A 17,718-nucleotide genomic window follows, 5' to 3' on the forward strand; every position below is an offset into this window, starting at 1 on the left:
TTATTTGCCACTGGTCCGCGGGGCGTTCTTCGGAGCGAGTGAGTGAATTTCGGCGACGTATCCGCCCGGAAACATGACGAACGCCGCGGAGCGGCCGTCCGACGTGGCGGGTTCGACGAGTACAGTGGCGCCGGCGTTCTTCGCCTTGTCGAGCGTCGCAGCAAGATCAGCTACTTCGTAGCCCGTCGTCTCCCGCCCATAGGGATAGGGCAGATGGCCATCCGTGACCAGTACGACCATCTTCCCGAAGAGTGACTCGATCCGGATGCGTCTGTAGGTGGCGTCCGACCTGCCGATCTCGGCGCCCGGTGCCTTCGCATCGTCGGAGACGATCTTGCCGTGGGAAAATGCAACGAAGCCCTTGGTGAATGCCGCCACCCGATCAGGGGACACGTAGACGCGGTTCTCCGGAATCCGCTCGAACGGAGCGTAGTCGGGCTTCGTCGTGTGCCAGTAGATCTGCAGGTTGACGCCGCCAGGCCACTGGATCACGGCGTCGCGCCCGATAGGATCGGGGAAAGTGGAAACGACCACGTCGGCACCCGCCGCGCGGGCCGCCTTGATCGCCCCGTCCATGTCGCTGACCAGATAGCCGTTGCGTTCCGCACCGAACGGATACGGAATCGGGGTCTTGAAGCCGAACAGCGAGACGGTCCCCACTGGGGTCTGCAGCAGTTGCGACGTCGTGCTGCTTGGCGTGGGCGTGACGGTTGCCACCACCTGCTTGGTGGTCTTGCCTCCGAAAGTCGCCAGGAAGCTGGTCACGAACTTGTCCACGTCCTCGGGCGCCACGTAGACATGCGTTGTGTCGTATTGCGGAGCGACGGCCACCTGCGCCTCTCTTGACTTCGGCATGTCCTTGGCGAAGACCGGCGCCGCTGCGAGAGCCGCAGTAAACGCCAGCAGAGCGAATAGCTTGGTTGACTTCATTGAGCAACTCCCTGGAGGGATTGAGATCGCGCAGCGCGGCTCGGGGAACCCACATCGGAAACAATCGACACGATGACGAGTCCTGCGATCAACCCGAGATGTTCGAAGAAGGAATTCGTCGCCATGAACCTCTCATGGCCACTCATCGTCCAGAACGCGTTCGCGGTGAGCATTGCGACGAACGTCAGCACGCCGAGCCCGCCGGCCCCGAGCCACACGAAGCGATTCACGACGACGAGCAGAGAACCACCGAGCTCCACGACGATGGCAGTCGCGGCCCACAGCCAGCCCGGATGCAGACCAAAATGCTCCTGCTCGGCGGCTGCGCTCGCGAAGTCGAGCAATTTCGCCAGGCCGCCAAGCAAGTAGGCGGACACCAGCAACAGCCTGGCCGCATGCCACAGGAGCGGCCAGCGAAGGATTGCGGAGATCCAGTTCGGCGAGTCCCCGGAAGCCATGTCAGACCGCCCAGCAAGCGCAGCCGAGCGCGCCCCAGAAGCTCCTCAAATCGGAGATCGGCAACCGGCTGGACCACGCCGTGGCGTGATCGTGTCCGTGCACGCCACAAGAGTTTGCGCAGCCGCACATCTGCATGGCCTTCACTGCCAGGCTGCTTTGTTTCGTCTTCTCCTTGTCGTCCGCCCAGGCCGCATAGCCGCCGAAGCGGCGGACGGGCGACCAGTCCGGCATGGCCGGCGGCGGAGTGACCGCCTCGAGTTTGGAGAAGTCGCTTGCTCCGAACACAATCCTCCCGCCGACCATGGTCAGCAGAGACGTCGTATCCGCGATCTCGGCCTCGCTGCAGGAGAAGTAGTCGCGATCGGGTACGATGAGATCGGCAAGTTGGCCGACCTGAATGCGGCCCTTGTTGCCCTCCTCGTTCGAGAACCAGGTCACGTTCTCGGTCCACATGCGCAGCGCCGTCTCGCGGTCCAGGCAATTGCGCTGCGGTGTGATCCGCAGTCCGCCCACGGTGCGGCCGGTGACGAGCCAGGATAGCGAGACCCACGGATTGTAGGAAGCTACGCGGGTCGCGTCGGTGCCGGCCGATATCTTGACGCCCTTGTCGATGATCTTCTTGACCGGCGGCGTCGCCTCGGCGGCCCCCGCCCCGTATCTTTCGACGAAGTATTCGCCCTGATAGGCCATACGGTGCTGCACGGCGATGCCGCCGCCGAGCGCCGCGATACGGTCGATCGACTGATCAGAGATCGTCTCGGCGTGATCGAAGAACCAGTGAAGGCCTTCCAGGGGCATGTCCTGGTCGACCCGCTCGAACACGTCGAGCGCTCGCGAGATCGTCTCGTCGTAGGTCGCATGGAGCCGCCAGGGCCATTTGTTTTGGACGAGGACGCGAACGACTTCCTCGAGCTCGCCCTCCATCTCCGGAGGCATGTCTGGACGCGCAACGCGAAAATCCTCGAAATCGGCTGCGGAGAACACCAGCATCTCGCCAGCCCCGTTGTGGCGGAAGTAATCGTCGCCCTGTTTGTACTTGGACGTCTTCGTCCAGTTGAGGAAGTCCTCCTTCTCGCCCTTGGGCTTCTGCGTGAAGAGATTGTAGGCGAGCCGGATCGTCAGGAGCCCTTCGTCGTTCAGCTTCTGAATGACGGCATAGTCCTCCGGATAGTTCTGGAAGCCGCCGCCGGCATCGATCGCGCCGGTCACGCCCAGCCGATTCAACTCCCGCATGAAATGACGGGTCGAGTTGACCTGGTAGTCGAAGGGCAGCTTCGGCCCCTTGGCGAGTGTCGCGTAGAGGATGTTGGCGTTCGGTTTGGCCAGCAGCAGCCCCGTCGGATTGCCGTTCCCGTCGCGCAAAATCTCGCCGCCGGGCGGTTCCGGGGTATCCTTGGTATAGCCGACTGCCCGCAGCGCAGCGCCGTTCAGGATGGCCCGGTCGTAGAGATGAAGCAGGAAGACCGGCGTGTCCGGAGCGACTGCGTTGAGTTCGTCGATGGTCGGAAGCCGCTTCTCCACGAACTGGTGCTCGGTGAACCCACCCACCACCCGCACCCACTGCGGCGGCGGGGTAACGGCGACCTGCCGCTTCAACATACCCATCGCGTCCGCAAGCGAGCGCACCCCGTCCCAGCGGAGCTCCATGTTGAAGTTCAGACCGCCCCGGATGATGTGAAGATGGTTGTCGATCAGGCCGGGCAACACGCGACGCCCCCTGAGATCGACGACCTTCGTGGCAGGACCGGCGAGCTTCATTACCTCTTGATCGTGCCCGACGGCCACGAACCGGCCGTCGGCGATGGCGACGGCCGAAGCCGTCGGATTGGAGCGGTCGAGCGTGGTGAACAGACCACGATGCAGAATGATGTCCGGTGCCGTGCTCATGAATGCTTCTCCTGACCTTCCAGCGAACTCGCGTTCTGTGCTTGATCGCTATGACGCCCCGGCAACAGCCCGAACATATGCGGCGCGCACTTGGCTTGACGCCACGCGGCCGCGAGACCGTGCCCGGACATCAGTTGCCGTCCGACCGGTACGATCTGCTCGCCGGCCAGAATGCCGAGAAGGCCCACCAGGGCCACCAACGGCGGAGCCGGCGATCGCACGTTCAGGAGGCTGTAGACGACGCCGACCAGAAGGCCGGCGCCCAGTGAGAGAACATAGATTTTCATCGCATGCTCCAGATAGGACGCCGCCGACGTCAGGCGGCTTTCGTGCCGCCCTCGGACGCATGCTCGCCCAACGCCCACTTGGAGAAGCGGATCTGGATGCCGTACGGCGAGTGCGCGCGCTGGATGTCCATCATCCCTTCGTAGGTCTCGCTGCGCGCCCAGTCCTGTTGCAGTTCGTAGGCGTACTGAGAGGACGTAATGGGAACCGCCCCCGCCTGGATCGCTCGCTCCATGGCACGATTGTGGGCCTCGAGCGAAAGATCGCCGCAGGCATCGGCTGCGATGTAAATTTCATAGCCCTCCCTGAGCATGTCCAAGGTCGGGAAGATCACGCACGCCTCGGTCCAAAGACCTGCCAACACGAACTTCTTGCGGCCCGTGGCGGCCACGGCCTTTCGGAAATTGGCGTCGAGCCACGAATTCATGGACGTCCGATCGATGACGTCATGGTCCGGGAATAGCGAGGTCACCTCCGGTATGAAGGGTCCCGAGAAGGAGTCCCGAGCGACGGTCGTAAGAACGGTCGGAATCTTGAAGAGCTTGGCGGCCTTCGCGAGAATCTGGACGTTGTTGATCGTGACCAGACGGTCGTGGGACTGGACGCCCTGAAACATCGCCGGCTGATAGTCGATCAGTGCGATGGCGCTATTTTCCGGGGTGAGCATTTCGAGCTTCGACATCGAGAGGTTCTCCTTGCGATCGACGTGGCCGATCGAGCGTAGGGGGATTGTGCAAGCGCCCGGATCATGGCCGTTCGCCGCCGCTCGCGCTTGGACGATCTCGTCACGGCTTGGACTCAGGCCCGATGATCCGTTCGCGTGCGACCAAATGCCGAGCACCCACTGGGCTCTCATCCGAGATCGCCAGCATGTCCAATGCACGCGCAGATAGTCCAAGCCATCGCGCTCTCTATCCGCGACTTTTGCGCGCAAGAGGATCGAAGGCGGCAAGAAGACGCTAATGCTCGTCACCTCGTTACGGAGAGAATAATGGCCTTGCTGAAATTGCGAGATGGTACAGAGCTTTACTACAAGGACTGGGGAAGCGGAAAACCGGTCCTGCTCAGTCACGGCTGGCCGCTGAGCGCCGACATGTGGGATGCGCAGATGCTCTTTCTGGCCGAACGCGGCTACCGGACCGTAGCGTTCGATCGCAGAGGCTTCGGCCGCTCCGGTCAACCCTGGACGGGGTACGACTACGATACCTTCGCCGATGACATCGCGGAGCTCATCAAGCATCTCGAACTGAAGGAAGTGACGCTCGTCGGATTCTCGATGGGCGGCGGAGACATCACCCGCTATGTTGCCCGGCACGGCTCCGCGCGCGTCTCGAAGTTCGTGCTGCTGAGCTGCGTCACGCCGTTGTTCGTCAAGACCGCGGACCACGACGGCGTCGACAAATCGGTGTTCGACGGCATCAAGGCCGGCCTAATCAAGGATCGTCCGCAGTTCCTCGACGACTTCAATCCCCTCTTTTACGGGACCAACCACGGCATGAAGGTGTCCCAGGGCGTGTTCAAGCAGACCCTTCAGATCGCTCTTCAGGCATCGATCAAGGCGACGCTCGATTGTGTGACCGCTTTTTCGGAGACCGATTTTCGGCCCGACATGGCCAAGATCGACGTCCCAACGCTGGTAGTCCACGGCGAGGATGATCAGGTCGTTCCGCTCGCCTATACCGGCAAGCTGGCCGCAGAGATGATCAAAGGCGCCAAGCTTAAGACTTATCCGGGCGCTCCACACGCCACGACGACAACGCACGCCGATCAGGTCAACGCGGACCTGCTCGCGTTCCTGAAGTCGTAACGGAGAGGTCACATGGCGTCGAATCCCCTCCACTTGCTGGAACCGAAGGACTGCGCACTGCTTCTGGTCGACCAACAGGCCGGCTTGGCATTCGGAGTCGGATCGATCGACCGGCAGGCGCTCATGAACAACGTCGTCGCGCTCGCGAAGACCGCAACGGTATTTGGCCTGCCAGTCGTCGCATCGACTTCCGCGACAAAGGTATACAGCGGTCCGCTGATGCCGGCCGTCAAGTCGGCCCTCCCGGGCATCGAGCCGATCGACCGCCGCAGCATGAACGTTTGGGAGGACGAGAAGGCGCGTGACGCCGTCCTCGCCACCGGCCGCGGACGTCTCATCGTTTCAGGTCTTCTCACTGAAGCCTGCGTGACATTCGCCGTGTTATCGGCGCTGTCGACGGGTCTGGAGGTTTATGTCGTCGGCGACGCCTGCGGAGGTCTCACTCCCGCAAGCCACGAACTCGCTCTCAGCCGGATGGAGGCCGCCGGAGCTCATCTGACATCGTGGATTCAGGTCCTGCTCGAAATGCAACGCGACTGGACGCGGCACGAAACTTACGACGGCGCTCGCGCCATCGTCGAGACACATGCTGGCGGATACGGGATCGGACTGGCTTATGCCCGCGATATGATCCGCCCCGCCTGAGGCCAAATCGCGTTGGGGTCAGCCTTCAGCACGAGCCCGTCGCCAAGCGCCGGGGCTGGCTCCGACGCTACGGGAAAACACCCTCGTAAAGTAGCTCTGGTCGCCAAAGCCACAGATGAGCGCGATGTCGGCAAGCGGAAGCTTCGTGCTCAACATCTGGCGTTTGGCCTCTTCGATCCGGAGCTGAGAGAGGAATTCGTGCGGAGCGATGCCCGTGCTGCGCCGGAACGATCTTGCGAAGTGACTAGGCGTCAGTTTGCACTCCGCAGCGACGTCGGCAATCGTCAACCCGCTGGCAAGTCGCGCCCGCATGATCTCCTTGGCGCGACGCTCCTGCCAAGGAGCCAGTCCTCCGCCGACCGCACTGTCCTGCGGACGCAGGCCGCCGTAGCTCTGCGCAAAATGAGCGAGCAGGCTCAAACCGATCTGATCCGTGAATAGCTGATTAGTCTCCGGATCGTGCTCGACGGCGCTGAGCAGCACGCTCGACAAGGTCGACAGATAAGGATCGCGCTGATCCCTGCTCCATTTGAGCGCCGCGACCGGCTTGGCGCCATGCTCGCGTGCGAATTCGTCGAGAGCGCTCTTCGGTACGTAATATTGAACGGCGTCGACCGGGCCCTTGAATTCGCATTGGGGGTTGTCCATCAGGTTGATGACGCTGACCGTGCCAGCGCCGAACGCCCCCGAGTATCTGGGCTTGCCCGCGAGCCAGCAGGAATGCCTGTCGAGATCGCCGAGTTGGTGCAGGATGCTGAAGGCCGGCTCGGAAGGAATCGCCGCAGTCCGTTCTCGAACGAACCGAGAGCAGGTCAGTCGGGTCATCGCGAGCGCCAAGTGTCCCTCGCGATGTACACGCAGCACACAGTCGCCCTCCATGCCGAGATGCTGACTGAGCCGACGACCATAGAAGCCGCCAGACGCGCCATCAGACTCTTCCTTCATTGGAGCGTCCAAAGCCATCCGCCACCGTACAAGCTACCGACAGACGACCAAATCTAGTTCGCGTCGGTCGAGCGATTTTCTCTCATAGAGAGATAATCGTCTCTGTTCAAGTCGTCGATCCGACGATCGGCCGACAGCGACCTGCTAGTCGGAAAATGCGTTGGAAGGGAAACGATGACCGACGATAGGTGAAGAAACATGGGCTTGATAATCCACCCCGGATCCACATTATTTGTGAAACTGTTTCATAGATGGATCGAGTATGGACAATCGTGTCGGGGAAATGCAGGTCTTCCTCCGAGTGGTGGACGCGGGAAATTATTCCGAAGCTGCCCGCCGTCTTCTCATGACGCCGTCCACGGTCAGCAAGCTCATCGGAAGGATCGAGGAAAGGTTAGGCGTCCGACTATTCGAGCGCTCGACCCGGCGCTTGGCGTTGACGGCCGAAGGTCGCATGTACCATGAGAAGAGCCTTGCCCTCGTCGCCGAACTCGATGGCATCGAGCGCGGCATTTCCCGGGGCGCGACGACGGCTGGGGGAACGATCCGGGTCAATACCACCATTTCGTTCGGAATCCTCGGACTAGAGCCTCTGCTTCCGGACTTTTTGAAAGCTCACCCCGGCATCGTTGTCGATATTTCGCTCTCCGACGAGATCGTCGATCTCTATCTCGATCGGACGGACGTCGCCTTCCGCGTGGGCGCACTACAGGACTCCGCGATGGTCGCCAGACGCATCGGCCTCGTAAAGAGAAGAATCGTCGCGTCTCCTGCCTATCTTCAGCACATGGGTGAACCCAAGAAGGTAGAGGATCTTTCAAGCCACAGGTGCCTTGGATTCAACTTCCGACGCTCTGCGCCGGTCTGGCCCCTGAAGGAGAGCGGTCGCATTGTCGATAGGAAAGTCAGCGGTCCGCTAGTTGCGAACAATGCTCAAACATTGCGCAGGATGGCGATCGCTGGGCTCGGCCTCGCAAGGCTCGCCGACTACCACATTCGCGACGACATGGAAGCCGGCCGCCTGGTCGAAGTTCTAAAGGGCACGGTTGGCGACGACGAGCAGATTCACGCGCTCTACCACGGTGGGCCACGTCTACCCTTCCGCGTGAAAGCCTTCCTTGACTTCGTCTGCCCTCGGCTGACCGACTTCATGGAGGGTAAGGCAGACCGAACGAAGTCCGCAGGAAAGGCGTTCCCGCAAAGCAGGGCGAAACGAGCCGGCAAGACATCTAGTTGAGCGGAGGAAGGATCGCCTGCAGTTCGAGGCGACGCTCTTCGAGGAAAGCGGGAAGCTGCAGTTTTTCTCCCAATCGCTCGGGCGCCTCGTCGACGGAGAATCCCGGACCGTCGGTTGCGATCTCGAAAAGCACGCCGCAGGGGGCGCGAAAGCACACTGCGTTCAGATAGGTCCGCTCGATGGGATCGCTCACCACGATGCCGTATGCCGAACGAAGCTTCTCGACCATCTCCGATCGGTCGTCGAGATCCCTCGCGCGGAAGGCAACGTGCCGAATGGTACCGCCGCCGAGGCGCCCCCGCGAAGACTTTCCGATGACGCACAAGGTGATCGTGCCGCCTGGATCGTCATGCACTGCGAGGCGGATAGTCCCATCCTTCCGTGAAACCAGCTCGAAATCGAAGACATTTTGCAGGATATCAACGGTTGCATCCTCCTCGCGGACGTTGAGCGTGATGTTGTGGAGGCCGTGCAGCGGGCGGAGCGCGCCCCCACGATCGGCTGGTTGCGGCGATCCTTCCAATGTCTCGACCAGCGCGAGCGCCGTACCGTCGGGATCTGCGAAACAGAGCATGCGCTCCCCGAAAGCGGACTCTTGCGGACGGCTGGGTACATCGAATGAATCAAGCCTGTCTGCCCATTGGTCGATGGACTGCGGCGCAGCTCGAAAGGCGGTCTGAACGACTTCGCCAACGCCGGCCAACCCCGGCGCCACGCAATTCCAGGCGAGCGTGCTGATCACGGTGCCGGGACAGCCGAGATCATCGCCGTAGTAGACATGATAGCTCCCCGGATCGTCGTAGCAGACCGTTTTCTTGACCCGTTTGAGGCCGAGTACCCCACGGTAGAATTCGGCGGCGCGGCGCACATCGCCGACGATCGCCGTAACGTGGTGAATTCCTCGCGCGCTCACGTCGCTGATGTCCATTCCGCGGCCCCAAAGGCCGTCCGTCCGATAAGCAATATCCGCCCTGCCGGCTCCATTCTCGCAGGTGGCCGGTCGTCCTGATCAGACAACCGCAAACCTCATCGCGTCTTGGACTTTCTCGCGATAGTGGAACCGTTACCGAGGCAATTGTTGCCTTTTTTTCCGCCGCGGCGACGCAATCGTACAAAGCACCGTGGAATCCTGCAATCACGCCCGATCGGCCTGTCGAAAGATGATGGCCCGTAACCTTACACTTGGGCTCAGATCGGTGACCACCATTCGTCGGACCACCTGCCGAGCCAATGGCATCAGGCAGTTCTACCTCGAGGCCGGGGTCGGCCCCCCAGTCGTCCTCCTGCATGGCTTTCCGGAGACCAACTTCGCCTGGCGCTTCCAGATCCCGGCCCTCGCCTCCAGCTACCGGGTGATCGCCCCGGACCTTCGCGGATACGGAGAAACCGACAAGCCGGCGAGCGGCTACGATAAGCGGACGATGGCGAACGACATCGTCGAGCTGCTGAAGGCACTCGGGGTGGGTCGCATCGCCCTCGTCGGTCATGACCGCGGGGCAAGGGTCGCGACCCGTCTCGTCAAGGACCATCCGGATCTCGTCGATCGCCTCGTCGTCATGGACAACGTTCCGACCCGCATCGTCGCGCGCGAGATGAGCGCGAAGGCCGCCCGCGAATACTGGTTCTTCATGTTCCACCAGATTCCCGATCTGCCCGAGGCATTGATCGCCGGGCGAGAGCACATCTGGCTTCGGCATTCCTTTTCCGAATGGTGCCACGATCCGACGACGATCACCGGCGAAGCGTTCGACACCTATGTGAGGGCCTACAGCGCGCCGGGCGCGGTGCGGGGGGCGATGGCCGATTATCGCGCGAGCGCGGAAGACATCGCCCAGGACCTGGACGACGCCGACCGGAAGATCAAGTGCCCCGTCCTCTCCCTTTGGGGCGAGGATTTCGGCGCCGTCGGAGGCTTGTTCGATATGAAGGCGGTCTGGAGCGAGATGGCGGAGAATCTCACCGTCGCTCCGATCGAACGCTGCGGTCATCTTCCGCAGGAGGAACAGCCAGAGGTCGTCAACAAGCTCCTCCTGGACTTCCTCAAAGGATGGAATGGCTGAGACCTCGATGCTCTCCCGCAACAACGTCCAATCCGTCTTGAGATCGGACAAGACGAGCTAGCGGTATTGGCCGATGCTCGATCGGCATCGAGTGGGACGACAGATGATATCGCGCGACGTGAACGGCCGCGGCCATTCGGTGCAGGCCCCCGAGGACATGCCGAAGGCCGGGTTACACCTGCCATGGTTGCCGCTGCCCGCGACTGAATCGTTCGATTCTAGGAGGCAAAGATGAGATCCGTCCCAATCGTCGTGTTCTTTGCGCTGGCGATCATTTCCCGCGACGGCGGCGCGTATGCCGCAGCTCCCCAGGTCCGGACACAGGCGCCGGGCTTCTACAGAATGATGCTGGGGCGCTTCGAGATAACCGCGCTGCTCGATGGCACGCATCCGTTTCCCGTCCACGAAGTGATGACGCGGAACGAGAGCGTATCGAGCGGCGAGCGAAAGGCCGTGAGGCTCGCCGAGACTCATCCCGGCAAGGCCGAGGCTCTGCTCGCAGCGTCCGATCTCCCTGCTCCTGTGGAAGGCTCGATCAATGCCTTCCTGGTAAACACGGGACAGAAGCTTATTCTGATCGACAGCGGTGCCGGCAGTCTATACGGCGCGTGCTGCGGACATCTGGTGGAGAATCTAGGGGCAGCCGGTTACAAGCCGGAGCAGATCGACGAGATCTATCTGACGCACCTTCATGCGGATCATGTCGGAGGCATGGCGCCTCAAGGAACGCCGGCATTTCCCAACGCCATCGTACGGGTCAACCAGAAGGATTTGGACTACTGGCTCAATGCCAAGAACGAGAACGAGGCTCCCAAATTCCTCAGGCCGATGTTCGAGGGAGATCGCGCTTCGTTGAAGCCCTACTCGGAAGCAGGCCGACTGAAGTCCTTTTCGGAAGGTTTGGAACTATCGCCGGGGATCCGCGCCATCCCCACTCCCGGACACACGCCAGGCCACACGTCGTACGAAGTCTCCAGCGAAGGCAAAACGCTTCTGGTCTGGGGAGATCTGGTCCATGTTGCGCCGATCCAGTTTCCCGACCCCGCTATCACGGTGACCTACGATAGCGATCCCATGTCGGCAGAGGCGGAACGAACGGAAATCTTTGCCCAGGCTGCCCGGACCGGCACCTGGATTGCGGCGGCTCACATCGCATTTCCCGGAATCGGACATGTCCGATCGGTCGATGGCCAGTTCGAGTGGTTGCCAGCCAACTACACCACGGTGTTGAATCCGGCGCATGACTGACGGCGGAAGCCCGGACAGTTGGGCGAACTCCGGTAGGTTTCACGGGCAAAGTCTGATCGGTCAAGTGAGCGCGATGTCTTCAAGCAACGAGAAGCCTATCCCACCGAATGCTCCGCGCAGCGCTTCGCCATGGATAGCGTTTCGCCATCCGACCTTCACGGTGGTGTGGATCGCCACTGTCGTCGCCAACGTCGGCACATGGATGTACAACGCCGCGTCCGGGTGGTTGATGACGAACCTCGACGCCGATCCGCTCACCGTCTCCTTGGTTCAGGTGGCAAGCAGCCTCCCGATGTTCCTGTTCGCGCTGCCGGCCGGAGCGCTGGCGGATACCGTCGACAAGCGGCGCTTTTTGATCGGTTGCGAGATCGCCCTCACGATCGTCGCGGGAGCAAGCGCCGTGCTCGTCGGACTGAATCTCGTCACGCCGCCCATTCTGCTCTTGTTCACGTTCCTGCTCGGTGCCGGGGCCGCGTTCACCGCGCCGGCGTGGCAATCGGTCGTTCCGCAGCTTGTCCCGAAAGAGGACTTGGCGGCGGCCGTGGCCAGCAACGGCGTCGGCGTCAACATCAGCAGGGCCATCGGACCAGCGCTCGGCGGCGTGGTCATCGGTGGACTGGGCATCGCCGCGCCGTTCTGGGTCAACGCATTGAGCAATTTCGCCGTGATCGGGGCCCTCCTTTGGTGGCGGCCGGATCCTTCGCCAGGGAGCGGGCTGCCGCCGGAGCGTCTCGCCGGCGCTATGGTGGTCGGCTTCCGCCACGTGCGGTTCAATCCGAACCTCCGCGCAACGCTCGTCAGAGCGGTGGCCTTCTTCTTCTTCGCGAGTGCTTATTGGGCCCTCCTCCCACTCGTGGCGCGCAATCAAATCGCGGGTGGTCCGGAACTGTACGGGATTCTGCTTGGAGCCATCGGCATCGGCGCCGTCGTGGGTGCGTTCGCTCTGTCCTGGATGAAGACGACACTCGGACCCGACCGGCTCGTGGCGGCCGGAACGCTCGGTACTTCGCTGAGCCTGATCCTTCTCGGCATCGCGCATCACGCCGCGACCGGTCTTGCGGCTTGCCTCATCGCGGGCATCTCATGGATTGCCGTTCTCGCGACGGTCAACGTCTCGGTCCAGGTCTCGTTGCCCGATTGGGTACGCGGCCGCGGCTTGGCCATGTTCGTCACTGTCCTCTTCGGAGCGATGACCGCTGGCAGCGCGCTGTGGGGGCAGCTTGCCTCAGGGCTTGGCCTTCCGGTTGCGCATTTTGTCGCCGCAGCCGGAGCTGTTGCCGGAATCGTACTGACTTGGCGTTGGAAGCTTCAAGCCGGCGCTGGAGTGGACCTTGCGCCGTCGATGCATTGGCCAGCGCCCATATTGACCAACGATGCCGATGCGGATCATGGACCGGTCCTCGTCACAGTCGAATACCTGATCGCTCCGGAAAGGCGCGACGCCTTCCTCTCCTCCGTGATGAAGTTAGGCCTACAGAGACGGCGCGACGGCGCCTATGCATGGGACATCTTCGAGGACACGGCAGAGAGCGGACGGTTCCTGGAAACGTTCATGGTGGCGTCCTGGCTCGAGCATCTTCGACAGCACCAACGCGTGACGAATGCGGACCGGGTCGTTCAGGACGCGGTCCGCGAGTTCGGAGCCATGGCTGAACCCAAGGTTACGCACCTCATAGCTGCTCGGCCCCCTTCCAAGTGATTCAGGCTGAGAAGACGTGAGCGCCACGCCGCGACTGACTGAAGATAAGCGGCAAACATTGACTCCTCCGATGTTTGCTAGATCAACGGCTTGGTTCGCCGATCGGCGTCGGGCCCCCACGCCGATTGACACGTCGCTTGGCTTTGCCCTCCGAATGCAATGGTCACACGTTCGAATCGTGTCGGGTGCGCCATTTCTTCCATATTTTGAGCGCCATGCGCTCGCCCAGCCCGAAACTGTAAGTCGGCTTCATTTGACCGAGTAAGCAATTCAATCAAATCGTCGCCGGCGCGCTCACAGACTGGCCCTAGTGGGCCCGCTGGTTTAGAGGCTGGCCGGCGCAAGTACCCCGACTTCCACCTGTGAAGTTGGCAACCGATGTCGCTACGCAGGCACAGACAAGCCCGCTGCCAAGCTCGGCGCCAACTCCGCAAGATGTGATTGTTTTCCTGAGGATCGCGCTAAATTGGACGGCCTGGAAACGATCACCACCGGTCCCCATCGAATAACCCAGTTCGTCGCCCGACGGCTGGTCGATTTTCGGCGCAAGGCCAATTTTCGACCCTTTGATGTTACGACAAGCTTGGATAAGATCGGCTCGAGCGGAGGGCAATTGCTTCCGGATGCGCTGGTTTCGGAAACATAATAGGTATGGTTCATGGCTTGCGCTGATCGCGCTCGTCATCAACCTGACGTTCGCTTTCGGTCACGTTCACGGCTTCGCCGGGAAAGTGCCCGAGGGCTCCGGCGTGCTTATTGCCGCCATAGCGGGCGCCGATGGCGGCCAGAATCGTCATAGCCCGTCAGACAGCCATCCCGACTATCTCTGTCCGATCTGCATGGCCACTGCGGTCATGGGCAACGCCCTGGCGCCAACGCCGCCGGTGCTGCAGGTGGAATTTGCTGATGCGAGGATCGATCATCCCGTCGATCATTTCCGCTTCTTGTTGCAGTCGCCGCGGGCTGCGTTTGAATCACGCGGACCTCCGATTTCCTGACATCGCCGCTTCGATCCGCCGCTGTGCCGCGCCATGGGCGCGCCGCGAGCCAGGGCCGAAGCTCCTTCCGTACCACGACGCTTTTGCGTCGCGGGCAGGCGTTCAGTCAGGAAACATTTTTCATGGGCACTCCGTTTCTCCTTCGCACCTTCCGCGGCATTTTGCGGTCGGCATCGTCGCTCACGCTCGTGGTGGCATCGGGTGCAGCCGCGCTCGCCCAAGCCCCCACAGGCCCGGCCCCGCAGGGGACGACCTCAACGCCGCAGCCGAGTGCCTCCCCGTCCGCCCAGCCTTCGCCGCAGCCGGAAAGCTCGGCCACACCGGCGCCCTCAGAGTCACCGGCCAATTCGCCGACCCCGCAATCAACGCCGGCCGTGCAGGCCGCGCCTCCGGGCGCCAACGTCCTGCCCGAGACCCGGGTCGCGGCGCCGGCCGAGCGGCGGCGGCCGCAAACGCCCTCGCCACGGCAGGTTGTGCGCAATCCGCCGTCGACAGCGGCGCCCGTGCCAAGCGCGGAGCAGGCCCAGGCTGCGGCGAATCGCCAGGTCGTCCAGCAGACCCAGAATTTCGACCAGCGGCGCGACAACGTCATCATGCCCAAGGTTGGCACGACAAACTATCAACTTAGCCAGAGGGATATCGAGAGCCTGCCGCAGGGCAATGCCGCCCAGCTCAGCGATATCGTGCTGCAATTTCCGGGCGTCTACCAGGACTCGACGAGCTCGGGGGATTTTCACGTCCGCAACGAGCACGCCAACGTTCAGTACCGGATCAACGGGATTCTGCTGCCGGATGGCGTGTCCGGCTTCTCGCAGCTTCTGGAGACGTCTTTCATCGGCAGCATCGGCCTGATCACGGGTGCACTGCCGGCGCAATATGGCCTGCGTACCGCCGGCATCCTCGACATCACGACCAAGACCGGAGCGGCCCTGTCCGGCGGCAGCGTCAGCGTCTACGGCGGCAGCCGTCAGACCATCACGCCAAGCTTCGAATATGGCGGGGTCGAGGGGAAGACCGAGTATTACGTCGCTGGCCGCTATCTCAGCACCGGCCTCGGCCTTGAGAATCCCATAGCGACGCTCAACGCCATTCACGATCATTCCGAACAAGGCAGGTTCTTCGCCTATACCTCCACGGTGCTCGATCCAACTGCGCGAGTAGTCACCATTTCGGGGTTCGGAGAGACCCGTTACCAGATCCCCAACAATCCCGGACAGCCTGGCAACGTGGGAGGCTTTTGCGGCGGTCCATTCGACCCCACAAATCCCTGCCTCAACCCGGATGGCACCCCAAACCCGAATGCTCCCGCCTATACAGCGTTTGGCAAGGGTAGTTTCGATTCGGCCACCCTTAATCAAAACCAATACGAGAAGAACGCCTACAACGTCATTGCCTGGCAGAAATCCGAAGGCAATTTCGATGCGCAGCTCGCCTATTATTCGCGTTACAGCGATCTTCATTTTGTTCCCGACCCGGTGGGCGATCTCTTCATCAACAACGTCGCATCCGATGCGTACCGCAGCTCGTTCCTGAATGGGGTTTCCGGCGATTTCTCTTACCGCCTGAACGAAGCGCACACGCTTCGGGCCGGCTTCTACACCAACGGCGAGCAGACCAGCATCGCCACCGGAAGCACGGTCCAGCCGCTCGACCCGAATGATCCCAGCGGGCTGACTGCGATCGACAGACCCTTCAACATTCTCGACAGCAGCAAATTATTCGGCTGGCAGCTTGGGGCCTATGCCCAGGATGAATGGCGGCTCACCCAGCAACTCACGCTCAACTACGGCCTGCGGTTCGACCAGATCTACCAATATGTCGACGCCAACCAATTCAGTCCGCGCGCAAGCCTGACTTACAAGCCATGGTGGTCGACTGTCCTGCACATCGGCTACATGCGAACGTTCGAACCGCCCCAACAGGTGCTTGGCCGAACGATTCCAACGCAGATCTTCAACGGCACCACCGCCGGGACTCCGACAATCACCCCCGATCAGGCGGCCGTGCTGCCCGGCCAAGTGGCAGGCCAGCCGCTCCAGAATGTCGGCGCGATCCAACCCGAACGGGCGAACGTGTACGACGCCGGCTTCACGCAACAACTGCTGCCGCAATGCCCGACGACCTCAAGCTCAATGCCCGGCAAAGCACCTGCCCCAGCAGCAAATTGTCCAAGCCTCGAGATTGGCGGCAGCATCTACTACAAGACTGCCAGGGATCTGCTTGATGATGGGCAGTTCGGCCAAGCCTATGTGCTCACCGCGTTCAACTATGACAGAGCCGAGAATTACGGCGCCGAGCTGAAACTCAGATATAGATCCGGCGGCTTCTCCGCTGACACCAGTTGGGCCTGGGGCGTCCAGCACGCACACACCGTCGTATCAAACCAGACCCTGTTTAGTCCGGACGACCTGATCTACATCCGGAATAATTGGATCCACACCGACCATGATCAAGCCTATACTGGTTCGGGACGGGTCGCATACCGGTGGAGCGACACCAGCACCTGGTTGGACGGCACCACCGCGAGTGCAACCTTCATCTACGGCACTGGCTTGCGCACGACGCCGGCGGGCGTGCTTTGCCCGAACTGCGACCACCTGCCATCCTATTGGCAGGTCAATACCGGCCTGTCGCATGAATTTGCCAGTGGCTGGAACGGACTGCCGGTAACGGTGCGGTTCGACGTGGTCAACGTGACCGACTACATCTACCAGATCCGCAACGGCAGCGGCATCGGCGTGTTCGCGCCTCAATACGGACCGCGGCGCAGGTACTACTTCGGCATATCGCAGAAGCTCGGCGCTCCGGAGAAGACTGCCGGCGTCTTGCCCGCCCTCCACAGCAAGGCTCCCACACCCATGGCAACCGTTTACGATTGGGCTGGCCCCTATGTCGGCGCCAACTTCGGCGGCGCGTTCAGCTCAGGCGAGCACGTGCTCACGCCGATTGGGTGGGGCACGACCAATCCGAGCGGAGTGCTCGGCGGTTTGCAGGCCGGTTACAATTATCTGCTCATGCCGAGCGTGTTGGTCGGCATCGAAGGCGAACTCGCCTGGACGTCGGCTCAAGGCAAAGCCAATTTCGTCGATCCAGCCGGCACGGCCTCGCTCTCGGTCACAAGCGACCACAACTGGTATGACACCTTCACCGGCAGAATCGGCTACGTCTCCGGGCCGCTGATGCTCTACGCAAAGGGCGGCGCCGCGTGGATGAACGCCGATTATCGCATGGAGGTGAACAGCGGGCTCGACGGTGTCACTTCTGCTAACACCACCCGTCTAGGATGGATCGCGGGCGGCGGCCTGGAATACATGCTGGGATCACACTGGTCGGCGAAGCTCGAGTACGACCATCTCGCCTTCGGCGGCAAAGACCTGGATTTCGTCAATCCGTTCGGCACCAGCGTGACCGTCAAGACCGAGGTCAACCAAGTCAAAGCCGGCGTGAATTATCACCTTGAGGGATTGCTTTAGCGACTGGTTAGCGCGCGAGTAGGCCCACAAGTATGGGGTACAAGT

General features: G+C 61.8%; 16 protein-coding genes. 9 read left to right on the forward strand and 7 right to left on the reverse strand.

Going from position 1 to position 17,718, the window contains the following annotated elements:
- The 5 genes from FNJ47_RS06330 to FNJ47_RS06350 are packed head-to-tail and all read right to left on the reverse strand — an operon-like array spanning window position 1 to window position 4,243.
- Window positions 1-930 carry a VOC family protein gene (locus FNJ47_RS06330; protein WP_163151736.1) on the reverse strand — a complete coding sequence of 310 codons (930 nt, stop codon included), beginning with the start codon at window positions 928-930 and terminating at the stop codon, window positions 1-3.
- Entirely contained in the window at window positions 927-1,388 is a 462-nt protein-coding gene (locus tag FNJ47_RS06335; protein ID WP_163151738.1) for a DoxX family protein, read from the reverse strand. The genes FNJ47_RS06330 and FNJ47_RS06335 overlap by 4 nt, the downstream gene beginning before the upstream one ends.
- A gap of 1 nt (window position 1,389) precedes the next feature.
- Window positions 1,390-3,276, reverse strand: a complete 1,887-nt coding sequence (locus FNJ47_RS06340; RefSeq protein ID WP_163151740.1) for an amidohydrolase — start codon at window positions 3,274-3,276, stop codon at window positions 1,390-1,392.
- A complete protein-coding gene (locus FNJ47_RS06345; protein WP_163151742.1) occupies window positions 3,273-3,563 on the reverse strand; it encodes a XapX domain-containing protein in 291 nt (96 codons plus the stop codon). The genes FNJ47_RS06340 and FNJ47_RS06345 overlap by 4 nt, the downstream gene beginning before the upstream one ends.
- A gap of 29 nt (window positions 3,564-3,592) precedes the next feature.
- Window positions 3,593-4,243, reverse strand: a complete 651-nt coding sequence (locus FNJ47_RS06350; RefSeq protein WP_163151744.1) for a hydrolase — start codon at window positions 4,241-4,243, stop codon at window positions 3,593-3,595.
- A gap of 309 nt (window positions 4,244-4,552) precedes the next feature.
- Between FNJ47_RS06350 and FNJ47_RS06355 the strand changes: the two genes are divergently transcribed.
- Together FNJ47_RS06355 and FNJ47_RS06360 are read left to right on the forward strand one after the other, a co-directional pair.
- A complete protein-coding gene (locus tag FNJ47_RS06355; protein ID WP_163151810.1) occupies window positions 4,553-5,368 on the forward strand; it encodes an alpha/beta fold hydrolase in 816 nt (271 codons plus the stop codon).
- Window positions 5,369-5,380: 12 nt separating this feature from the next.
- Complete coding sequence (locus FNJ47_RS06360; RefSeq protein ID WP_163151746.1) at window positions 5,381-6,013, forward strand: hydrolase; 633 nt, start codon at window positions 5,381-5,383, stop codon at window positions 6,011-6,013.
- 18 nt (window positions 6,014-6,031) lie between these two features.
- Here FNJ47_RS06360 and FNJ47_RS06365 read toward each other — a convergent pair whose 3' ends face one another.
- A complete protein-coding gene (locus FNJ47_RS06365; protein WP_163151748.1) occupies window positions 6,032-6,958 on the reverse strand; it encodes a helix-turn-helix domain-containing protein in 927 nt (308 codons plus the stop codon).
- Between the two features lie 262 nt (window positions 6,959-7,220).
- On the opposite strand from FNJ47_RS06365, the gene FNJ47_RS06370 reads away from it, so the two are divergent.
- The gene (locus FNJ47_RS06370) at window positions 7,221-8,195 is read left to right on the forward strand and encodes a LysR family transcriptional regulator (RefSeq protein WP_163151750.1); all 975 of its coding nucleotides are present in this window, start codon (window positions 7,221-7,223) and stop codon (window positions 8,193-8,195) included.
- Here the strand turns inward: FNJ47_RS06370 and FNJ47_RS06375 are convergent.
- Window positions 8,188-9,123 carry a ring-cleaving dioxygenase gene (locus tag FNJ47_RS06375; RefSeq protein ID WP_165445567.1) on the reverse strand — a complete coding sequence of 312 codons (936 nt, stop codon included), beginning with the start codon at window positions 9,121-9,123 and terminating at the stop codon, window positions 8,188-8,190. The two genes, FNJ47_RS06370 and FNJ47_RS06375, sit on opposite strands and share 8 nt — an antisense overlap.
- Window positions 9,124-9,391: 268 nt before the next feature.
- Between FNJ47_RS06375 and FNJ47_RS06380 the strand changes: the two genes are divergently transcribed.
- The 6 genes from FNJ47_RS06380 (at window position 9,392) to FNJ47_RS06405 (ending at window position 17,673) form a co-directional block, all read left to right on the forward strand.
- Window positions 9,392-10,255 (forward strand): alpha/beta fold hydrolase, encoded by an 864-nt coding sequence (locus tag FNJ47_RS06380; RefSeq protein WP_347341621.1) that lies wholly within the window; start codon window positions 9,392-9,394, stop codon window positions 10,253-10,255.
- A 252-nt stretch (window positions 10,256-10,507) separates the two neighbouring features.
- Window positions 10,508-11,503 carry an MBL fold metallo-hydrolase gene (locus FNJ47_RS06385; RefSeq protein WP_347341622.1) on the forward strand — a complete coding sequence of 332 codons (996 nt, stop codon included), beginning with the start codon at window positions 10,508-10,510 and terminating at the stop codon, window positions 11,501-11,503.
- A 73-nt stretch (window positions 11,504-11,576) separates the two neighbouring features.
- A complete protein-coding gene (locus FNJ47_RS06390) occupies window positions 11,577-13,202 on the forward strand; it encodes an MFS transporter (RefSeq protein ID WP_163151814.1) in 1,626 nt (541 codons plus the stop codon).
- A 466-nt stretch (window positions 13,203-13,668) separates the two neighbouring features.
- Window positions 13,669-13,848 (forward strand): hypothetical protein, encoded by a 180-nt coding sequence (locus FNJ47_RS06395; protein ID WP_163151755.1) that lies wholly within the window; start codon window positions 13,669-13,671, stop codon window positions 13,846-13,848.
- Window positions 13,826-14,200, forward strand: coding sequence for a DUF2946 family protein (locus FNJ47_RS54635; RefSeq protein ID WP_430649356.1), 375 nt, complete (start codon window positions 13,826-13,828; stop codon window positions 14,198-14,200). The genes FNJ47_RS06395 and FNJ47_RS54635 overlap by 23 nt, the downstream gene beginning before the upstream one ends.
- A 122-nt stretch (window positions 14,201-14,322) precedes the next feature.
- The gene (locus FNJ47_RS06405) at window positions 14,323-17,673 is read left to right on the forward strand and encodes a TonB-dependent receptor domain-containing protein (RefSeq protein WP_163151759.1); all 3,351 of its coding nucleotides are present in this window, start codon (window positions 14,323-14,325) and stop codon (window positions 17,671-17,673) included.
- Window positions 17,674-17,718 lie beyond the last annotated feature (45 nt).

The sequence above is a fragment of the Bradyrhizobium uaiense genome, from assembly GCF_010811875.1.
In the GTDB taxonomy this organism is placed as follows: Bacteria; Pseudomonadota; Alphaproteobacteria; order Rhizobiales; family Xanthobacteraceae; genus Bradyrhizobium; species Bradyrhizobium uaiense.

What these genes read in the sequence shown, in the direction of transcription:
- FNJ47_RS06330 (WP_163151736.1), bottom strand. Translation starts at nt 930, where the DNA reads ATGAAGTCAACCAAGCTATTCGCTCTGCTGGCGTTTACTGCGGCTCTC.
- FNJ47_RS06335 (WP_163151738.1), bottom strand. Translation starts at nt 1,388, where the DNA reads ATGGCTTCCGGGGACTCGCCGAACTGGATCTCCGCAATCCTTCGCTGG.
- FNJ47_RS06340 (WP_163151740.1), bottom strand. Translation starts at nt 3,276, where the DNA reads ATGAGCACGGCACCGGACATCATTCTGCATCGTGGTCTGTTCACCACG.
- FNJ47_RS06345 (WP_163151742.1), bottom strand. Translation starts at nt 3,563, where the DNA reads ATGAAAATCTATGTTCTCTCACTGGGCGCCGGCCTTCTGGTCGGCGTC.
- FNJ47_RS06350 (WP_163151744.1), bottom strand. Translation starts at nt 4,243, where the DNA reads ATGTCGAAGCTCGAAATGCTCACCCCGGAAAATAGCGCCATCGCACTG.
- FNJ47_RS06355 (WP_163151810.1), top strand. Translation starts at nt 4,553, where the DNA reads ATGGCCTTGCTGAAATTGCGAGATGGTACAGAGCTTTACTACAAGGAC.
- FNJ47_RS06360 (WP_163151746.1), top strand. Translation starts at nt 5,381, where the DNA reads ATGGCGTCGAATCCCCTCCACTTGCTGGAACCGAAGGACTGCGCACTG.
- FNJ47_RS06365 (WP_163151748.1), bottom strand. Translation starts at nt 6,958, where the DNA reads ATGAAGGAAGAGTCTGATGGCGCGTCTGGCGGCTTCTATGGTCGTCGG.
- FNJ47_RS06370 (WP_163151750.1), top strand. Translation starts at nt 7,221, where the DNA reads ATGGACAATCGTGTCGGGGAAATGCAGGTCTTCCTCCGAGTGGTGGAC.
- FNJ47_RS06375 (WP_165445567.1), bottom strand. Translation starts at nt 9,123, where the DNA reads ATGGACATCAGCGACGTGAGCGCGCGAGGAATTCACCACGTTACGGCG.
- FNJ47_RS06390 (WP_163151814.1), top strand. Translation starts at nt 11,577, where the DNA reads ATGTCTTCAAGCAACGAGAAGCCTATCCCACCGAATGCTCCGCGCAGC.
- FNJ47_RS54635 (WP_430649356.1), top strand. Translation starts at nt 13,826, where the DNA reads ATGCGCTGGTTTCGGAAACATAATAGGTATGGTTCATGGCTTGCGCTG.
- FNJ47_RS06405 (WP_163151759.1), top strand. Translation starts at nt 14,323, where the DNA reads ATGGGCACTCCGTTTCTCCTTCGCACCTTCCGCGGCATTTTGCGGTCG.